Origin of the sequence: Pseudomonas sp. F8002 (genome assembly GCF_013385495.1) — a bacterium.
Taxonomy (GTDB): Bacteria; Pseudomonadota; Gammaproteobacteria; order Pseudomonadales; family Pseudomonadaceae; genus Aquipseudomonas.
Genome location: NZ_JACAPW010000006.1, coordinates 42,352 through 57,954, shown reverse-complemented (window position 1 = coordinate 57,954; position 15,603 = coordinate 42,352). Strand labels below are relative to the sequence as shown.

17 protein-coding genes are annotated in these 15,603 nt (G+C 64.0%); 14 read left to right on the top strand and 3 right to left on the bottom strand.

Annotated features, from left to right (window positions below):
* Positions 1-71: 71 nt before the first annotated feature.
* Together HX811_RS07225 and HX811_RS07220 are read right to left on the bottom strand one after the other, a co-directional pair.
* On the bottom strand, positions 72-518 hold the full coding sequence (locus tag HX811_RS07225) for a winged helix-turn-helix domain-containing protein (RefSeq protein ID WP_177045364.1): 447 nt from the start codon (positions 516-518) through the stop codon (positions 72-74).
* A gap of 72 nt (positions 519-590) precedes the next feature.
* Positions 591-3,809 carry a type III effector HrpK domain-containing protein gene (locus HX811_RS07220; protein ID WP_177045362.1) on the bottom strand — a complete coding sequence of 1,073 codons (3,219 nt, stop codon included), beginning with the start codon at positions 3,807-3,809 and terminating at the stop codon, positions 591-593.
* 563 nt (positions 3,810-4,372) lie between these two features.
* On the opposite strand from HX811_RS07220, the gene HX811_RS07215 reads away from it, so the two are divergent.
* From HX811_RS07215 to HX811_RS07185, 7 genes are all read left to right on the top strand, one after another.
* Entirely contained in the window at positions 4,373-4,534 is a 162-nt protein-coding gene (locus tag HX811_RS07215) for a hypothetical protein (protein ID WP_003207273.1), read from the top strand.
* 115 nt (positions 4,535-4,649) lie between these two features.
* Complete coding sequence (locus HX811_RS07210) at positions 4,650-5,543, top strand: FHA domain-containing protein (protein ID WP_177045360.1); 894 nt, start codon at positions 4,650-4,652, stop codon at positions 5,541-5,543.
* A gap of 28 nt (positions 5,544-5,571) precedes the next feature.
* Entirely contained in the window at positions 5,572-5,928 is a 357-nt protein-coding gene (locus HX811_RS07205; RefSeq protein WP_003207269.1) for a hypothetical protein, read from the top strand.
* A complete protein-coding gene (locus tag HX811_RS07200) occupies positions 5,928-6,263 on the top strand; it encodes a lipopolysaccharide assembly protein LapB (RefSeq protein ID WP_087694813.1) in 336 nt (111 codons plus the stop codon). The genes HX811_RS07205 and HX811_RS07200 overlap by 1 nt, the downstream gene beginning before the upstream one ends.
* Positions 6,260-8,398: a type III secretion system export apparatus subunit SctV gene (gene sctV / locus HX811_RS07195; protein ID WP_134326974.1), complete on the top strand. Its 2,139-nt coding sequence runs from the start codon at positions 6,260-6,262 to the stop codon at positions 8,396-8,398. Before HX811_RS07200 ends, sctV begins: the two co-directional genes overlap by 4 nt.
* Complete coding sequence (locus tag HX811_RS07190; protein WP_008433173.1) at positions 8,395-9,675, top strand: type II and III secretion system protein family protein; 1,281 nt, start codon at positions 8,395-8,397, stop codon at positions 9,673-9,675. The genes sctV and HX811_RS07190 overlap by 4 nt, the downstream gene beginning before the upstream one ends.
* 14 nt (positions 9,676-9,689) lie before the next feature.
* Complete coding sequence (locus HX811_RS07185; RefSeq protein WP_087694648.1) at positions 9,690-10,070, top strand: hypothetical protein; 381 nt, start codon at positions 9,690-9,692, stop codon at positions 10,068-10,070.
* 128 nt (positions 10,071-10,198) lie between these two features.
* Here the strand turns inward: HX811_RS07185 and HX811_RS07180 are convergent, their stop codons facing one another.
* The gene (locus HX811_RS07180; RefSeq protein ID WP_134326973.1) at positions 10,199-10,963 is read right to left on the bottom strand and encodes a tetratricopeptide repeat protein; all 765 of its coding nucleotides are present in this window, start codon (positions 10,961-10,963) and stop codon (positions 10,199-10,201) included.
* Positions 10,964-11,011: 48 nt separating this feature from the next.
* Here HX811_RS07180 and HX811_RS07175 point away from each other — a divergent pair, with 48 nt between their 5' ends.
* The 7 genes from HX811_RS07175 to HX811_RS07145 are packed head-to-tail and all read left to right on the top strand — an operon-like array spanning position 11,012 to position 15,578.
* On the top strand, positions 11,012-11,578 hold the full coding sequence (locus tag HX811_RS07175) for a type III secretion protein (RefSeq protein WP_177045358.1): 567 nt from the start codon (positions 11,012-11,014) through the stop codon (positions 11,576-11,578).
* Between the two features lie 31 nt (positions 11,579-11,609).
* Positions 11,610-11,840: a hypothetical protein gene (locus HX811_RS07170; protein WP_003208330.1), complete on the top strand. Its 231-nt coding sequence runs from the start codon at positions 11,610-11,612 to the stop codon at positions 11,838-11,840.
* 9 nt (positions 11,841-11,849) lie between these two features.
* Positions 11,850-12,287, top strand: a complete 438-nt coding sequence (locus HX811_RS07165; protein WP_003208328.1) for a hypothetical protein — start codon at positions 11,850-11,852, stop codon at positions 12,285-12,287.
* Positions 12,288-12,291: 4 nt separating this feature from the next.
* Complete coding sequence (gene sctJ / locus HX811_RS07160; RefSeq protein ID WP_003208326.1) at positions 12,292-13,074, top strand: type III secretion system inner membrane ring lipoprotein SctJ; 783 nt, start codon at positions 12,292-12,294, stop codon at positions 13,072-13,074.
* Positions 13,071-13,688, top strand: coding sequence for a hypothetical protein (locus HX811_RS07155; protein ID WP_003208324.1), 618 nt, complete (start codon positions 13,071-13,073; stop codon positions 13,686-13,688). The genes sctJ and HX811_RS07155 overlap by 4 nt, the downstream gene beginning before the upstream one ends.
* A complete protein-coding gene (locus HX811_RS07150) occupies positions 13,681-14,259 on the top strand; it encodes a FliH/SctL family protein (protein WP_008433162.1) in 579 nt (192 codons plus the stop codon). Before HX811_RS07155 ends, HX811_RS07150 begins: the two co-directional genes overlap by 8 nt.
* Positions 14,256-15,578 carry a FliI/YscN family ATPase gene (locus HX811_RS07145; protein ID WP_102369491.1) on the top strand — a complete coding sequence of 441 codons (1,323 nt, stop codon included), beginning with the start codon at positions 14,256-14,258 and terminating at the stop codon, positions 15,576-15,578. Before HX811_RS07150 ends, HX811_RS07145 begins: the two co-directional genes overlap by 4 nt.
* Positions 15,579-15,603 lie beyond the last annotated feature (25 nt).

Genomic DNA, 15,603 nt, shown 5'->3' with positions numbered 1-15,603 from the left:
CGCTTTAGCTTTTGATTGTGCTCTTCAACACTCAAGCCGGCCGGGAGGCCGCTGTAAGAGCGGAACCCATTTCAGCCGTTACCCAAAGAATGGATATGCCCCCGATCCAAATCCCCCCCCAAACAACGCCGACAACTATAAACCCCCAACACCACCGGCTTTTTCTGCTCCCCACGCTCCACCCAGGTCGGCGCAACAAACCGATACCCCTGGCCCGTCGCCGTCGCGATATACACCGAATCATCATCCCCCAACGCCCGACGGATCGCCTTGATCTGCGCCCGCAGGTTGCACTCTTCCACCACCAACCGTGGCCAGGCGATGTCCAGCAATTGGGTCTTCTCCAACAGCTCACCAGGCCGCGAAGCGAGGGCAATCAGCAACGTCAGGGCCCGACTGCCCAGGCTCACCGGCTCACCGTTTTTCAGCAGCAGATGACGTCGGGGCAGCAGTCGATAAGGGCCAAAGTGGATTTCAATAGCGCTGTCTTCAAGGTGGCCGCGGTGTGAATACGTCATGTGATTAACCTTTGTGCATGTTCAAAAACACAACCCCGCGCGGCTCCCTTCGCGCAAGGCTGCAAGGGAAGGTCAGGTGTTGATCGCCGGGATCGGGTCTTCAGGATAATCACCCGGCTCCGTAGGCCCGCCAGTCAACCCGTATTGCTTGAGCACCGGCGCAAGCTGGCCATAGAACGCGTCCTGCGCCTTGCCATGGGCATCAGCCAGGGCGAAGGGCAGGAACGCGCTGCCGATCCCGCCAAGGATCGCCGTTGCCCCGCCGAGGATCCCGCTGATGGTCCCGGCCACCGCGCCGATTTCCGTGGCCCCGTACAACCCGGCCCCGGCTTCCACCAACCCGGCCACCGCCGCACCCGTACCCAGCACGCCGGTGGCCACCGAGAAACTGCCGCTCAGGTAGTCGCCTTTTTTCAACGAGTCGACACCGCCAATTACCCCGATCACACCGCCGATAATCCCGCCCGCCGAGCCAATGATCTTGCCGGCCGCGCCGAGGTTGGCGATTTGCTGCGGGCTCAACGGGCCCTTGCCCACCGGTACCTTGCCGGGGAAGTCACCAATGGTGCCGCCATCCGGGCGGTTGACCCAGGTGATGCCGTAACCCGCTTCCTTGGCGTATTTGGTGCCGCCTTCCATCAACAACCCGGCAAATTGCAGCCCGGCGGATACCCGGTTCGCGTCCGCCACCGGCGTGTTGCTGCCGCTGGCCGAACGGGCCATCAGCACGCCGCTCATCAGTACTGCGCTGCCGATGTGCAACAGGCCTTGCTTGAATGCAGGGCTGACGTCGCCGAACTTCATGCCTTCGATGGCCTTGGGCAGTGCGTCGGCGATCTTGTTGCCCTGGCGCCCGATGTCCCATACCGAACGCAGCATCGACACCACTTGCGCCGGGTCGATCTTGCCGCCATCCGAGGTGACGAACATCTCTGGGTCTTTTTGCTGGGCGTCGTTGATCGCGGCAGTGACCTTGGCTTCGTCGAAGTTGCCCTTGCCGTCCCCCAGGGTGATGTTCAGGGTGTCGGTGGTGGCGCCGCCGAGCAGGGCGTCGCCAAGGGCTTCGTTGAAATTCACCTGCAAGGTGGCGGCGTCATCCGCCGAGGCCTTGTCGCCGAGGAAGGCCTGGGCCGAGGCCGTGCTGGCGGCGAAGCTGCTGGCCGCCACGGTGGGGTCCATACCGCCGGCCACCGCGTCGGTAAAGGCCTTGCCGGTCACCAGTTGGTTTTTGTAGTACTGCTGGATGTTGTCGCTTTGCCCGGCCTTGTCGGCGATGCCGGTCAGGTCCACATGGCCGTTGCCCCCCAGCGCCAGGTTGGCGATGGTCGTATCGTTGGCCGCGTTTTGCAGGCCCATGCCCATGTCGATCTGCTTGCCGTTCTGGTCCTTGGCGTTGAGGTTGTCGTTAAGGTTTTTGCCGGTCTCGATGTCGTCGGTGTAGTAGTTCTGCATCGCGACTTTCATCGCTGGGTTGCTGTCGACGATGTCGGCCAGTGCCGGGCCACGATTGTTTTGCAGGAAGCCTTGCACGTCCGGGTCGGCCGAGAGGGTTTCGATGCCGCTTTGCAGCTGTGCCTTGATCTTGTCTTCGTTGGGGTTGAGGCCGTAGTGGGGCGAGGTGTACTTGTCCATCAACCCGGCGTGGGGCACGTAGTCGCTGACCAGCAGGCGGGTTTGTGCATCGGTCAACTGCACCAGCACCGCGGCTTTCTGTTCGCCGCTGTAGTTCTGCGGGTTGGCCAGGATGTCGGCGGTCAGGCCCGAGGTGTCGACGCCTGCGACCGCATCGCGGGTGGCGGCACCGTCGAGGAAGGTCAGGGTGTCGCTGTCGGTTTTCGGCGCCTGTTTTTCCAGCCAGGCGCCGATGTTGTCGCGGGTGCCGATGCCGTCCGACTTGCCGGTGGCGGGGTTGTCGCCGCCGGTTTCCAGAGCGTGGAACATCCCGGGTCTGGACCACATGGCCGCCGCGCCGGTCAGCTCGGTGCTCAGGGCCGAATCGCTGCCCAAGGCTTGCAGGTTGTCGCTGCGCAGCATGCCGTCGTTGCTGCGCTGGTTGGCGTCACCGGGGTGCATCGCCGGACCTGCGCCAGCGGCCAGGCTCTCGTTGGCCATCAGGATTGCCGCCGACTTGGCATTCGCCTTGGCCAGGTCACCGGGTTTGCTGCCGAGGAAACTGCCATAGGATTTCGACGCGGCGCCGAGGTCCTTGCCGGCGTTGTCGATGAAATGGTCGACATCGGAATGGGTGATCACATTGTCGGCCTTGCCACGCCCGCCGGTATCCAGCGCGGCCATCAGGCTCGGGCTGCTGGCCACGTACTTGAGTACGGCCTGAGCCTCGGGGGGGAGTGTCGTGGGTGGGTTGGCGAAGTCGATCGGCGCGCCATGCAGGCCCCAGGCGTCCCAGTTTTGCGAGAGCAATTGCGCGGCCGCCTTGGGCCGGTTCAGGTCGAGTTCTTCCTTGGTCGGCGTGCCGCTGGTGTTGCCGGTGATGGTGTCCCAGTCCTTGGCACCCGACACGCCAAACGATGAGGTGTCGATCCAGGACGTATCCGAGGCGCCCGCCGCGCCGGTGCTGCCGGCATACAGTTTGGCCACCTGGTCGTACAGCGCGGGGGTGATGTCCTGGGACACGATCACCTTGTCGCCCGACGCCGTGGTATAGCGAATCAGGCCCGGGCCGACTTCTTCGGGCGGGCCGATATTCGCTGCCGGGTCCATGGTTTCCATGGGGCCGGCCAGGCGGTAGCCCTCGGCCTGGCTGGCATTGATCGCAAAGAGCTTGGCCGAGTCGCCGCTGACCTGGGCGAACAGCGCGGGTGTTTCCTTCTGGCTGACCACGATTTTGTCGCCGGCACTGGTCTCGTAGCGGATCAGTCCCGGGCCCAATTCGGTGGTACTGCCGATCGCCTTGTAGTTGCCCAGGCCAGGCGCCACGGTGCTGGCGTCTGCCTCCTTGTAGCCGGCGCCTTTGCTGTCGGCCAGATTCTTCTCAAGGGTCGCGTCGCTTTGCTGTGCGTTGTACTGGTTGACCAATTGCTCAAACAGCCTGGGGTTGTCGATCTGCTTGAGGGTCACCGGTTTGTCGCTGCCCAGCGGGGTGTAGGTGATGCTGTTGTTCACCGGTGCCTGCACGTTCTGGTACGGCAGCGGAATGGACGGCCCGCGGATTTTCGAGGGGTCGAATACCGGCTTGTCGACGGCGGTGAACAGGGCTTTTTCGAACGTGCTCCGGGAGCCATCCGGGCCTTTGTTGTCGGCAGGGTCAAGGCCATTCGGGATCGCAGTCATAGATCACCTGGAAGTTGTTTTATATCAGTCGATATTTAGTGCAAGTGCACTAACTGGGGCGGGCGAAAGTTGCGAAGTGTTATTGGGTTAACCCGCGCCGAGCTATCAAACGCGATGATCAAGTCGGTTTTGTTACAAATGGAAATATCTGCAAAGTTGGGCAAATGGCTATTAGTTAAAAGTGTGAAGTTGTCGGATTTATTTTCTGGAATTGTTGAGTGATCAACGTTTTTACCCAGGGGTAACGGGCTCGTAAATTGTTCGAGTTGGTTCGTTTTTCAGGTTGTGCCCCCGTAAACATTGGGTCTCGTCGTGTATTGGTTTTTTAACAAAAGTTCCACGCCCGCGCGGCGATGAGATTTTCTCAACGGCACGTTGAGCCGGATTTTTCACAGCACCTGCCATGAACGTTTCACAAGCTTTCACAGCGAAGGCGTTTTGTTCGTGAGTAGTATGGTTCCCATGCAAACCGACGGCTGCATGGCCAACTCACTGTCTGACGCTGGGAGTTTGTTTCGGTTTGCATGCGGCTTAACTTCCCTATCGATGCAAGGAGATTGAACATGGCTACTACTCCACCAGTAAGTGCAGGCGGCGCCGACGACGCTATCGCGAAGATGGAAGCAACTTTCAACATGGCCATCGAGAAGTCGGCCAAGATCACCGAGATCAGCACCGCGAAAAAAGCAGAGCTCGACGCCACCAAACAGCGTCCGCAGAACTGATTCGCCATGCGGGCAGCGCCGGCGCTGCCCGTATACCTGCCTTACCCCGTTGCACCGTTGTTGATCGGCACAGGCGTCGTTGCGGCCTGTGATTCTCAAGGGGGCAAACCCAACCATGACAGCCTTGATTTCCCTGGGCCTGCCCGCCGCGAACGGCGCGCCGACCCTGCTTGTGACCCACGGTTTGCACCAGGGCAGTTCCCTGATGCTCGACCAGCCGGTCTACACCCTTGGCGCCGCCCTGGCGGCCGACCTCCAGCTCAGCGATCCCGGGATTGCCGAGTTGCACCTGCGCCTGCGTTTTGAAGGGGCCCAGGTGGCCGTCGAGGCCCTCGGCGACGATGTACTGATCACCGGCACTGCCGGCGATATCCGTATTCCCCAAGGCAGCGGCCATCGCGCGCGGCTGCCGCTGCAACTGCGTATCGGCACGGCGGGTGTGAGCCTGGCGCTGCCGGGCAGCCCTGAAAAAACGCCTGCGACGACACGCACATTAACGCCCTGGATCATCGCCACCGCGTTGCTCTTTGTATGCGCCGGCGCCCTGGCATTTCGCAACGTTCCACCGCAAGCGCAAACCGTAATGCCGGTTGCCGAAACAACCGCAGCCAAGCCTTCCCGTGCCGAGGCCAAGGCCTGGTTCGAAGGGCAATTGCAGGCCGCCCAACTGGACGCCGTGAAGGTCAACGACATCGATGGCCAACTCAACGCCGTCGGCTCCTTTGAGCGCGCGCAAAAGCCTCAATGGGTCGCCCTGCAACAAGCCTTCGACCAGCGTTACGGCCAGCAGATCGTGCTTAACCCGCGGGTCGCCGTGCGTGCAGATGCGGCCCGGCCACGGGTGCGCTTTCAAGCCGTGTGGTTCGGCGCCAACCCCTACGTGATCAATGACAGCGGCAAGCGCCTGTACCCCGGCGCGGCCCTGGCGGACAACTGGGTACTGGAGCGCATCGAGAACAACCAGGTGATCCTCGCCCGTGGCGAAGAACGCTTCACCTTCACCCTATGACGCTGCTTTTTTCAGCTAAGGCCCCGGGATGAAAGTCGAACCCCGTCCGTTGATTCCCAGTGACGTGCGCAGCGCGCCGGTTGAGGCGATCCGCCCGGTCAACTCGCGCCAGGCCACGGCTTTCGAAGCGTTGCTGAAAACCCGCAAGGTCCAGTCCCGCCGCTCCCTGCGCAGTGACCTGGAAGAACTCACCAGCGCCGCTGGCGTCGACTCGCTGCTGTTCGGCAGCGCACGTTCCCTGGAACTGCTGGAACACGTGATGCAGCACCTGTTGCCGAATCTCGACGCCGAGCCGCAGATCAAGGCGCTGGCCCATGACCTGATCAGCGAGGAAATCGAGATGCGCCGCACCCTCGAACAACAACGCTCGGAGGTCCAGGCCTGATGCCCCGGGACAACGACGACGCGGTGCAATTGCTCAAGGGCATTGGCGAGCTGTACCGGCGCAACGGCCAGTCCCAGCGCGCGCTGGTGATGTTGCTGATTGCCGTGAGTGTCGCGCCCGACGATGGCCAACTGTTGCGCTCGCTGGTGCTGGCGTTCACCGACAGCGGCGACTTCACCCGCGCACTCGCGGCCCTGGATCGGCTGGTCGCGCTGGAGGGTGAGTCTGCCAGCCTGTTGCTGCTGCGTGCCCGGGCGCTGTGGTACGGCGAACGCAAGGACGAAGCGCGCCAGTGCTTCAAACGCTACCTCGCTGCACGGAGAGCCGCGCCATGAACCTGCTCAATCGCCTGAACGGCATCGCGCGCATGGCCGCCCAGCGTACCGACGTGATCATCGTCGCGTTCATGCTGATGGCGATCGTGATGATGATCATCCCGCTGCCTACCTACCTGGTGGACATGCTGATCGGCTTGAACATCGCCCTGAGCATCCTGATCCTGATCGTGGCGTTCTACATCGGCCACTCGGTGGAATTCTCCGCGCTGCCGCCGCTGATCCTGCTCAGCACCCTGTTTCGCCTGTCGCTTTCGATCACCACCACCCGCTTGATTCTGCTGCACGGCGACGCCGGCCATATCGTCAAGGCCTTCGGTGACTTCGTGATTGCCGGCCAGGTGGTGGTGGGTATGGTGGTGTTCCTGATCATCACCGTGGCGCAGTTCGTGGTGATCACCAAGGGCGCCGAGCGGGTCGCGGAAGTGGCGGCGCGCTTCACCCTGGATGCAATGCCCGGCAAACAGATGAGCATCGACAACGACCTGCGCAACGGCGATATCGACCAGGCCGAAGCCCGCCGCCGGCGCTCACGCCTGGAGCGCGAGAGCCAGATGTTCGGCGCGATGGACGGGGCGATGAAGTTCGTCAAGGGCGATGCGATTGCCGGGTTGGTGATCCTCGCGGTCAACCTGCTGGGCGGCATGCTGATCGGCATGATCGAGCGCGACATGGCCTTCGGCGCGGCGGTGCACACCTATTCGCTGCTGACCGTGGGCGACGGTTTGATCGCACAGATCCCGGCGCTGCTTATCTCGGTAGCGGCGGGCACTGTGGTGACGCGGGTCAACAGCGACGGCGAAGCGGGTGACCTCGGCAGCGAGATTCTCAAGCAGTTGGGTGCCAGCTACCGCGCCCTCGGTTTGACCGCATTGATCATGGTCGGCGTCAGCGTGATACCGGGCTTTCCGACCTGGGTGTTCCTCGGGTTGTCGCTGGTGTTCGGTGGTGCGGCCTTCGTGATGTACCGTCGCCATACCCGTGAAAACCAGGTAGAGCCTGAAGCGCTGGTCGAGACCCTGGAACCGGTGGTTGAAGTGCAGGCCGAGCAGGATTATGGCGTGGCCCCCGACACTCGGGTATTGCTGACCCTCGGCAGTGCGTTGGCCCTCAGCGCCCCGCGCCAGCTACTGAGCCAACGCATCGAAGCGCTGTGTCACGACATTCGCAGCGACCTCGGCGTCGATATGCCGGTGCCGGGCATTCACATGGACGCCAAGGCCACGCCGGGCAGCTACCGCGTGTCACTGGAAGGCGTACCCGTCAGCGAAGGCGAGATGCCGATCAACTGCCTGCTGTTGCAGGACGATCCGGTGCATGTGCAGTTGCTGGACATCGCCACCCTGCAAGCCGATTCGCCCCTCAACGGTCGTGCCGCGCACTGGATCGAGCGTCAGCACGAAGACGCACTGCGCAGCGCCGGCATCGGTTTCCTGCTGCCGGACGAAGTCTTGCGTGGCGTGCTGGAACGCAGCCTGCGCCGCTATGCCGCGGACTTCCTCGGCATCCAGGAAACCCGCCTGCTGCTCGAACGCACCGAAGCCACCTACGGCGAACTGGTCAAGGAAGCCCTGCGCCTGGTGCCGCTGCAGCGGGTGGCCGAGACCCTGCGCCTGCTGGTGGGCGAGGGCGTGTCGATCCGCAATCAGCGGGCCTTGCTCGAAGCCATGGTGGAGTGGGGCGCCCGGGAAACCGATGCCGGCCGCCTGGCCGAACACCTGCGTGCAGGGTTGGCGCGGCAGATCAGCCATCAGTACGCCGACCGCAATCGGGTGATTGGCGCCCTGGTGCTGGCGCCGGGATTGGAAGACCAGTTGCGTGCGTCCCTGCGTCGCCAGGAGCCCAGCCGTGAAGTGATCCCCGAGGAAGTCAACCGCGCGTTGCTCGCCCAACTGCGCCAGGCCTGCGACAAAACCACTGAAGCCAACAGTGCGGTATTGCTGGTGCACCCGGAACTGCGCCGCAGCCTGCGGCGCCTGGTGCTGCGCGGTGAACTGGAGCTGGCGGTGTTGTCGTTTCGCGAACTGGCCACCGAATACAACCTGCAAGCGCTGGTGACCATCAGCCTTACCGATATCTCCAACCGCCGTGCACCTGCCGCGGCTTCCGTCACTTCCCTGGCGTCTGCCTCATGATCCGTTTTTGTCTGTTGTTGCTGACGTTGACCTCGTTTTTCTGCAGTGCCCAGGACATCGCCAACGGCGCCCAGGGGTCTATCAACCTGGCCTCCGGTGAAGGCCGGATCCTGCATTTTGTGGCCCCGGTGGAGTCGGTACTGGTGGCCGAGCCGGGGATTGCCGACCTGCAAGTGGTGTCGCCCGGGGTGATCTATATCTTCGGCAAGGCGCCGGGCAATACCAGCCTGATTGCCCTTGGCAGCGACGGCAAACAGCTTGCCAGCCTGAGCCTGGCGGTCAGTAGCGCGACCCAGGCAGTGACCGCGCCGATGCAGGAATTGCATCCCGGCAATGGCGCGCAGATCAGCGGTGCCGGTAACCGATTGATCGCCAAGGGCACGGTGCGTTCGGTTGGAGAAGCGACGGATTTGAATGCCTTGCTCAACCCACAGGGCCAGGGCTTCCAGAGCGCGGTCAACACCACTGAGTACGCCGGTGCCGCCCAGGTCAACTTGCGTGTGCGCTTTGCTGAAGTGTCCCGCTCGGAACTGCTGCATTACGGGGTTAACTGGAACGCCATGTTCAGCAACGGCACGTTCTCCTTTGGCCTGATCACCGGCGGACCGCTGGCCGCCGCCACCGCCGGTGGCCTGGCGGCAGCGGGCAGCGGTTCGGGCAATACCAATATCGACGGCATGCTCGACGCGTTGCAGGCCAACGGGATCCTGCAAATCCTGGCCGAGCCGAACATCACCGCCATGACCGGGCAAACCGCGAGCTTCCTGGCGGGCGGCGAAGTGGCGATCCCGGTGCCGGTGAATCGGGACCTGGTGGGGATCGAATACAAGTCGTTCGGCGTGTCGCTGTTGTTCAACCCGACGCTGCTGCCCAACGGCCGGATCGCCCTGCAAGTGCGCCCGGAGGTCAGCAGTGTGGTGAGTGGCGGCACGGTGGATTTCGGCAATTTCCATGTGCCGTCGTTCAGCGTGCGCCGCGCCGATACGCGGGTGGAAGTGGGCAGCGGGCAGACGTTTGCGATTGCCGGTTTGTTCCAGCGTGAGAGCAGCCAGGACATCGAGAAGCTGCCGTTGCTGGGGGACTTGCCGATCCTGGGCAACCTGTTTCGCTCCAAGCGTTTTCAGCGCAATGAAACCGAATTGGTGATTTTGATCACGCCGTACCTGGTGGAGCCAGTGCGCAGTCGCACCCTGGCCACGCCGCTGGATGCACAGCCTGCGACCGCCGCCGCGGCGGGGCCGCGCAGTGGTGGGGCGTTTGGTTTCTACATGAATTGATGAGGGGGCATGGCATGAAAGTTTCGCGTTTGTTGATGTGTTTGCCCCTGTTGGTGGTGGGGTGCAAGACGCATCTGGCGCCGGTGTATTACTCGCCGCAGTATCAGGCGGACGGGGTACCAAGCCAGTGCCAGCAGCCGCCGGCCAAGGATGAGATTGGGCTGGACGAGGATTTCAAGGCAACCTTGCCGTTGGGCTGCGCCAACAATCTGAATTTGATGCAGATGGTGGAGCAGCGCCAGGATTTGAATCAGGGGCGGGCGACGGGGCCTGCCATGGCGGCGCCGGTTGGGCGGGCGGCGCAGGTGTATATCGAGGGGTTTGACCGGGAGCAGTTGCAGCGGCGTCAGGCTCAGCAAGAGGCCAAGGCTGGCGCTCCGGGAGCACAGCAATGAACCCCACGCTGATCGTTCCCACGCTCTGCGTGGGAACGCCGCCCCGGACGCTCCGCGTCCCGCGGTGGATGCAAGGTGACGCGGAGCGTCACAGGATGCATTCCCACGCAGAGCGTGGGAACGATCAGTCAGTGCGTATCCACCAGCCCCAATTCCCGCGCTTGCGCAATCGGATCGCTGATGGCTTTGATGCGGTTGGCTTCGGTGATCAGGCGTGCGCGCTCAGCGGCCGGAATATCGTCCAGCGGCAAGCTGGCCACCCGTTGTTCGTAACCCGCCAACACCAGCACCAACAACTCATTACGCTGATGCCGTGGCAACGCGCGGGGCGATTGGGTGACGGGGGCGATGGTGTCCAAGGCCTGCTGCGCCTGGCCGCCAAGGGCGTAGGCCAGGGCCAGGTTGCAGCGGCTGTCGAGGTCGTCGGGTTGCAGGCTCAGGCTTTTGGCGAACGCGGTTTGTGCCGCGACGGCCTGGCCGTTCAACACCTGGGCAATGCCCAGTCGGGTGTAGGCGACCGGCGACTGGCTGGCCTCGGCGGCCTGGCCCAGGGCCGTCACGGCGCGTTGGCTTTTGCCCAGGCGCAGTTGCGCGGTGCCCAGTCCCAGCAGGGCGTCGGCGTTGTGGGCCTGAAGGCCGAGGGCCTGTTGGAAGGCGCGCTCGGCACCGACCGCGTCGTTGCCGTCGAGCCGTGCCTGGCCGAGTTTGAGCCACAAGTCGATGCTTGCGCCCGGTTGCTGGGCCGCACGTTCGTACAGCGCCGCCGCGCTGGCGTAGTCGCCGCGTTTGTTCAGGTCGTCGGCCAGCTTCAGCGAGCGGTCGGAATCGCTCGGCGCAGTATTGGAACAGGCAGCCAGCAACAGGCTGCCGGCAAGCAAAAAGTGTTTGGTCATCGTCACAACTCGTTGGGCGAAGGCGGACGTCATGTAAGCATATTTTCCATGGCGCTCCTATGTCTGTCGGTGCTGTTGGGGGCCTCGATCGCCCACGCCGACGACGAGCCTGAATGGTTCACCAAACCCTACGCCTACGTACTGGTGGACCAGGACGTGCGCGCCGCCCTCGAAGAATTCGGCCACAACCTCGACATACCGCTGGTGCTCTCGGACAAGGTGCGTGGCAAGGCCCGCAGCACCGTGCGCGCCGCCACCGCCGGGGAGTTTTTGCAGACGTTGTGCAGCACCAACGGCCTGACCTGGTACTTCGACGGCAACCTGCTGTACCTCAATGCCAGCGATGAAATCACCACCAAGCTGTTCAAGGCCAACGCCCTGAACCTGGATCAGTTGCAGGCCTATCTGAACAACCTCGATGTGTTCGGCCAGCAGTTGTCGATGCGTAACGGCCCCGAGGGCGATGAAGTCTTCGTCTCCGGGCCGCCGCCGTACCTGGCGCTGGTCCAGCAGCATGTGGATCACCTGCAGCCCAAGGCCGCCGCGCCTGTTGTGGCGCGCGAGCACGGCGTGCGGGTGTTTCGCGGCGCCCAGGTGAGCACTGAAACCCCTTGATTCACCCCAACCCCAGTAAAGGAGCATGACCATGTCCGTAACCGCCGTAGACAGCAACCTCGCCCCCGGTGGCGCCAGCCCTGAAGCCAAGTTCAACGCCGCGGTGGACAACGCCAAGAGCGCCGATAAACCGGAGATGACCGACGCCGAATTCACCGATGCCCTGATCACCCAGGCGGTCACCATCGGCGGCCAATTCATCATCATGCCCAAGGCCCAGGAAATGCTGAATGACGCCATGTCCGATGACGACGAAGAGTAGGGCGCACCCATGACCATCAGTCTCGCTGCCAGCGCCACGGCCTTGCCGCCGTCCGCCGGCGCGGGGCCCGCCGGGGCCTCGCAGAATCTGTTCGAGCACATGGCCAATACGGCCAAGGGCATGCCCGAGGGCGCCAGCCCCCATCAGATCGGCTCGGGGCTGATGGAGCGCCTGAACAGTTTTATCGACCGCTCCCGGACCTTTTCCGAGCGCGCCGATTTGCTCACCAATAACCCCTCGGCGCCGCCGCAAGTGGCCGCTGCGGATATCCGCACCTCGGGTGCCTCGCCCACCGCAGAACCGGGCAAGAAAGTCGCCGAGCAGCAGGTCGACCAGATCGTCCATTCACTGGGCAAGATGTTCGACTACTCCATCGAAACCCAGATGGTGGTGCGCGGTGCGACGCAGATTTCCGGTTCCGCCAACACGCTGCTCAAGGGTCAATAACGCCATGCCAAGCCCGAATCGTGCCCTGCGCCTGCTGCTGATCGGCGTGCTCGCCAGCCTCTTGCAGGCCTGCGACATGGACCTCTACACCAACCTCAGCGAGCGCGACGCCAACGCCATGGTCGCGGTGCTGCTGCGCGACGGCATCCCGGCGACGCGCAAGGTGCAGGACAACGGCCAGTTGAAAGTGGTGGTCGACGAACAGCGCTTCGCCGAGGCCATGACCCTGCTGGACAACGCCGGCCTGCCGCAGCAGAGCTTTTCCAACATGGGCGAGGTGTTCAAGGGCAATGGCCTGGTGTCGTCGCCGGTGCAGGAGCGGGCGCAGATGATCTATGCCTTGAGCGAAGAACTGTCCCACTCGGTGTCGCAGATCGACGGCATCGTCTCGGCGCGGGTGCACGTGGTGCTGCCGGACAATGACCTGCTCAAGCGGGTGATTTCGCCGTCGTCGGCCTCGGTGCTGGTGCGCTACGACCCGGGCACCGACATCAACACGCTGATCCCGCAGATCAAGACCCTGGTGGCCAACGGCATTTCCGGCCTGAGCTATGACGGTGTGTCGGTGACCGCGATCAAGGCCGCGGTGTCCATCAGCCAGAACCCGGCGCAACCGCGACTCGCGCGTTTCATGGGCCTGTGGCTGTTGGAAGACAACCTCAACCAGGCGCGGTTGCTGTTCGGTGGCTTGCTGCTGCTCGCCCTCGGCGCGGGTGGTGTGTTGGCCCGCCAGCAATGGGCGCGGCGCCAGGCCCAGGCGTTGTATGTGCTCAAGGAGGGTGAATGAGCCTGGTTGAGCGTTGGCAGGGGCTGATCGCCCAGCCGTTGCAGTTTGTGCGCGAGCAAAGCCTTGGCGAGTGTTTTGGCGAAGGCCTGCCGGTTGAGGTGCTGCAAGCCCTGCATGGGCAGCCGCGTTTTCGCTCGCGGCTGGAGCAACTGCTGGCCAGCCATTATCAGCTGGCGCCGCTGGCGCATCTGGTCACGCCGCCCGCCGCTGATTTGCCGGTGCTGCTGCTGAGCCCGGCGCAATTTGCGCGTCTGCCCAGGCTGTGTGGTGCGATCTGGCATGGCTCGACCCTGAGCCGGGAGATCCGCCGCGAAGTGGTCAATGAATTGCGCGAGGGCCTTGGCCAGGAAGCCTTTGCCCTGGCCCTCGCGCACCGGCAGTTGGGCGGCGCGGCCGACCTGCTGCGCGAGCCCGCCGAGTTGATCGACGCCATCGACCGCGATGGCCTCACCTGTGTCGCCGCCTGGCTGCAAGCCCAGCCTGCCGAGTTGCAAGGCTGGCTGCCCCTGCGGTTTGTCGCACCCAAGGGCTACAGCGGACGCTTGCCCCGCGACCTGGAGATCGTCCAGACCGTCGCCGCCCGGTTACTCGCCGAGGAGCTTGCCCATGAGTGAATTACCCAGCCGTCCGGCCGCGCGGATTTTGCGCGCCGATGAAGCGGCGTTATGGACCGATGGCTTTGCCTTTGTGCAAGCCGCCAGGGCGCACGCCGAGCAGATCAAGGCCGACAGCGACCAATGGCTGCACACCGCCCGCGCCGAGGGTTTTGAAAGTGCGCGCCGCGAAGGTGCCGAACAGGTTGCACAGTTGCTGCTGGAAACCCAGGCCCAAGTCCAGCATTACCTGGCCGGGCTTGAGGCGTCGCTGGCGGACCTGGCCCTGGGCATCGTGCGTGAAGTACTCGGCGAACTGGACGACACCGACCGCGTGGTGCGTTGTACACGCCAGGCCCTGAGCGCGTTTCGCCAGGGCCAGGCCTTGACGTTGTGGGTGCCGCCCGCCGAAGTGAATGCCCTGCGCCCACAGTTGCTCAAGGACGGCATCGCCGTGGAGGCCGATGCGCAACTGGGCGCCGGCCAGGCCCGCCTGAGCAGCCCGGCGGGTTCGGTTGAGCTGGGGCTGGAGGCGCAACTGCAAAGCCTGCGCCGCAGCCTGTTGCCCTTTGCCGAAGAGGGCGTGGCATGAACCTCGATCAACTGCTGCCGCGCCTGACCGAGCGGCTGTCCCAGGCCCGCTTGCGTCCGATGCAGGGCACGGTGCTGAGCATTCGCGGGGTGTTGCTGCGGGCCAGCGTGGCGGGCGCGAGCATCGGTGAGCTGTGCCACCTGCGCGACCCGGTCAGTGGTCGCAGCCTCAGCGCCGAAGTGATCGGTTTTGATGGCGACGAAGCGATCCTGTCGCCCATCGGTTCCATGGAAGGCCTGTCGACCCGCACGCAAATCACTGCCACCGGCGAAAGCCTGGGTGTGGCCGTGGGCGATGCGCAATTGGGGCGAGTGATCAGCCCCATGGGCGAGTTTCTCGACGGAGACGGTGTACCGCCAACCCTGAACCTGCAGACCTACCCCTTGCATGCCGAGCCACCGGCCCCGTTCTCCCGGCAATTGATCGTGCGCTCCATGGCGTTGGGCATCCGCTCCATCGACGGCTTGCTGACCCTCGCCCAGGGCCAGCGCATGGGCATCTTCGGCGAGCCCGGTGTGGGCAAATCCTCGTTGTTGGCGAGCATCATCCGCAACAGCGAGGCCGATGTGATTGTCATCGGTTTGATCGGCGAGCGGGGCAGGGAAGTGCGCGAACTGCTGGACGTGCAACTGGACGCCACGGCCCGCGCACGCACCGTTGCTGTCGTCGCCACCTCCGACCGCCCGGCCGCCGAGCGGGTGCGCGCGGCATTTGTCGCCACCACCCTGGCCGAGTACCACCGCGACCAGGGCCGCAATGTACTGCTGTTGATGGACAGCCTCACGCGGTTCGCCCGCGCCCAGCGCGAAATCGGCCTGGCCGTGGGTGAACCGCCGACCCGCCGCGGTTATCCGCCGTCGTTTTTTGCCACCTTGCCCAAGTTGCTCGAGCGCGCCGGCCCGGGCCCTGCCGGCAGCATCACCGCGCTGTACACCGTGCTCACCGAAGGCGACGCCGCCAGCGATCCGGTGGCGGAGGAAGCGCGTTCGATCCTCGACGGGCATATCGCCCTCAGCGCCGAACTGGCGCAGCGCAACTATTTCCCGGCGGTGGACGTGCTGCGCAGCCGCAGCCGCTTGATGGAGCAGGTCGCCGGTGATGAACACAAGCGCCTGGCGATGCGCATCCGTGAATTGATGGCGCGCTACGGCGAGATCGAAATGCTGATCCGCGTCGGCGAGTACTCCGCCGGCAGCGACCCGCTGGCCGACGAAGCGATCACCCGCCATGGGGCAATCGAAGCCTTCCTGCGCCAGAACGCCGACGAACCCAGCAGCCCCGAACACACCTTGATCCGCATGCGCCAGGTGCTGGCATGAGCCCGAAAGCGCAGCAAGCTCCAGT

What these genes read in the sequence shown, in the direction of transcription:
- HX811_RS07145 (WP_102369491.1), top strand. Translation starts at nt 14,256, where the DNA reads ATGAACCTCGATCAACTGCTGCCGCGCCTGACCGAGCGGCTGTCCCAG.
- sctJ (WP_003208326.1), top strand. Translation starts at nt 12,292, where the DNA reads ATGCCAAGCCCGAATCGTGCCCTGCGCCTGCTGCTGATCGGCGTGCTC.
- HX811_RS07180 (WP_134326973.1), bottom strand. Translation starts at nt 10,963, where the DNA reads ATGACCAAACACTTTTTGCTTGCCGGCAGCCTGTTGCTGGCTGCCTGT.
- sctV (WP_134326974.1), top strand. Translation starts at nt 6,260, where the DNA reads ATGAACCTGCTCAATCGCCTGAACGGCATCGCGCGCATGGCCGCCCAG.
- HX811_RS07220 (WP_177045362.1), bottom strand. Translation starts at nt 3,809, where the DNA reads ATGACTGCGATCCCGAATGGCCTTGACCCTGCCGACAACAAAGGCCCG.
- HX811_RS07150 (WP_008433162.1), top strand. Translation starts at nt 13,681, where the DNA reads ATGAGTGAATTACCCAGCCGTCCGGCCGCGCGGATTTTGCGCGCCGAT.
- HX811_RS07185 (WP_087694648.1), top strand. Translation starts at nt 9,690, where the DNA reads ATGAAAGTTTCGCGTTTGTTGATGTGTTTGCCCCTGTTGGTGGTGGGG.
- HX811_RS07190 (WP_008433173.1), top strand. Translation starts at nt 8,395, where the DNA reads ATGATCCGTTTTTGTCTGTTGTTGCTGACGTTGACCTCGTTTTTCTGC.
- HX811_RS07200 (WP_087694813.1), top strand. Translation starts at nt 5,928, where the DNA reads ATGCCCCGGGACAACGACGACGCGGTGCAATTGCTCAAGGGCATTGGC.
- HX811_RS07210 (WP_177045360.1), top strand. Translation starts at nt 4,650, where the DNA reads ATGACAGCCTTGATTTCCCTGGGCCTGCCCGCCGCGAACGGCGCGCCG.
- HX811_RS07225 (WP_177045364.1), bottom strand. Translation starts at nt 518, where the DNA reads ATGACGTATTCACACCGCGGCCACCTTGAAGACAGCGCTATTGAAATC.
- HX811_RS07165 (WP_003208328.1), top strand. Translation starts at nt 11,850, where the DNA reads ATGACCATCAGTCTCGCTGCCAGCGCCACGGCCTTGCCGCCGTCCGCC.
- HX811_RS07155 (WP_003208324.1), top strand. Translation starts at nt 13,071, where the DNA reads ATGAGCCTGGTTGAGCGTTGGCAGGGGCTGATCGCCCAGCCGTTGCAG.
- HX811_RS07170 (WP_003208330.1), top strand. Translation starts at nt 11,610, where the DNA reads ATGTCCGTAACCGCCGTAGACAGCAACCTCGCCCCCGGTGGCGCCAGC.
- HX811_RS07215 (WP_003207273.1), top strand. Translation starts at nt 4,373, where the DNA reads ATGGCTACTACTCCACCAGTAAGTGCAGGCGGCGCCGACGACGCTATC.
- HX811_RS07205 (WP_003207269.1), top strand. Translation starts at nt 5,572, where the DNA reads ATGAAAGTCGAACCCCGTCCGTTGATTCCCAGTGACGTGCGCAGCGCG.
- HX811_RS07175 (WP_177045358.1), top strand. Translation starts at nt 11,012, where the DNA reads ATGGCGCTCCTATGTCTGTCGGTGCTGTTGGGGGCCTCGATCGCCCAC.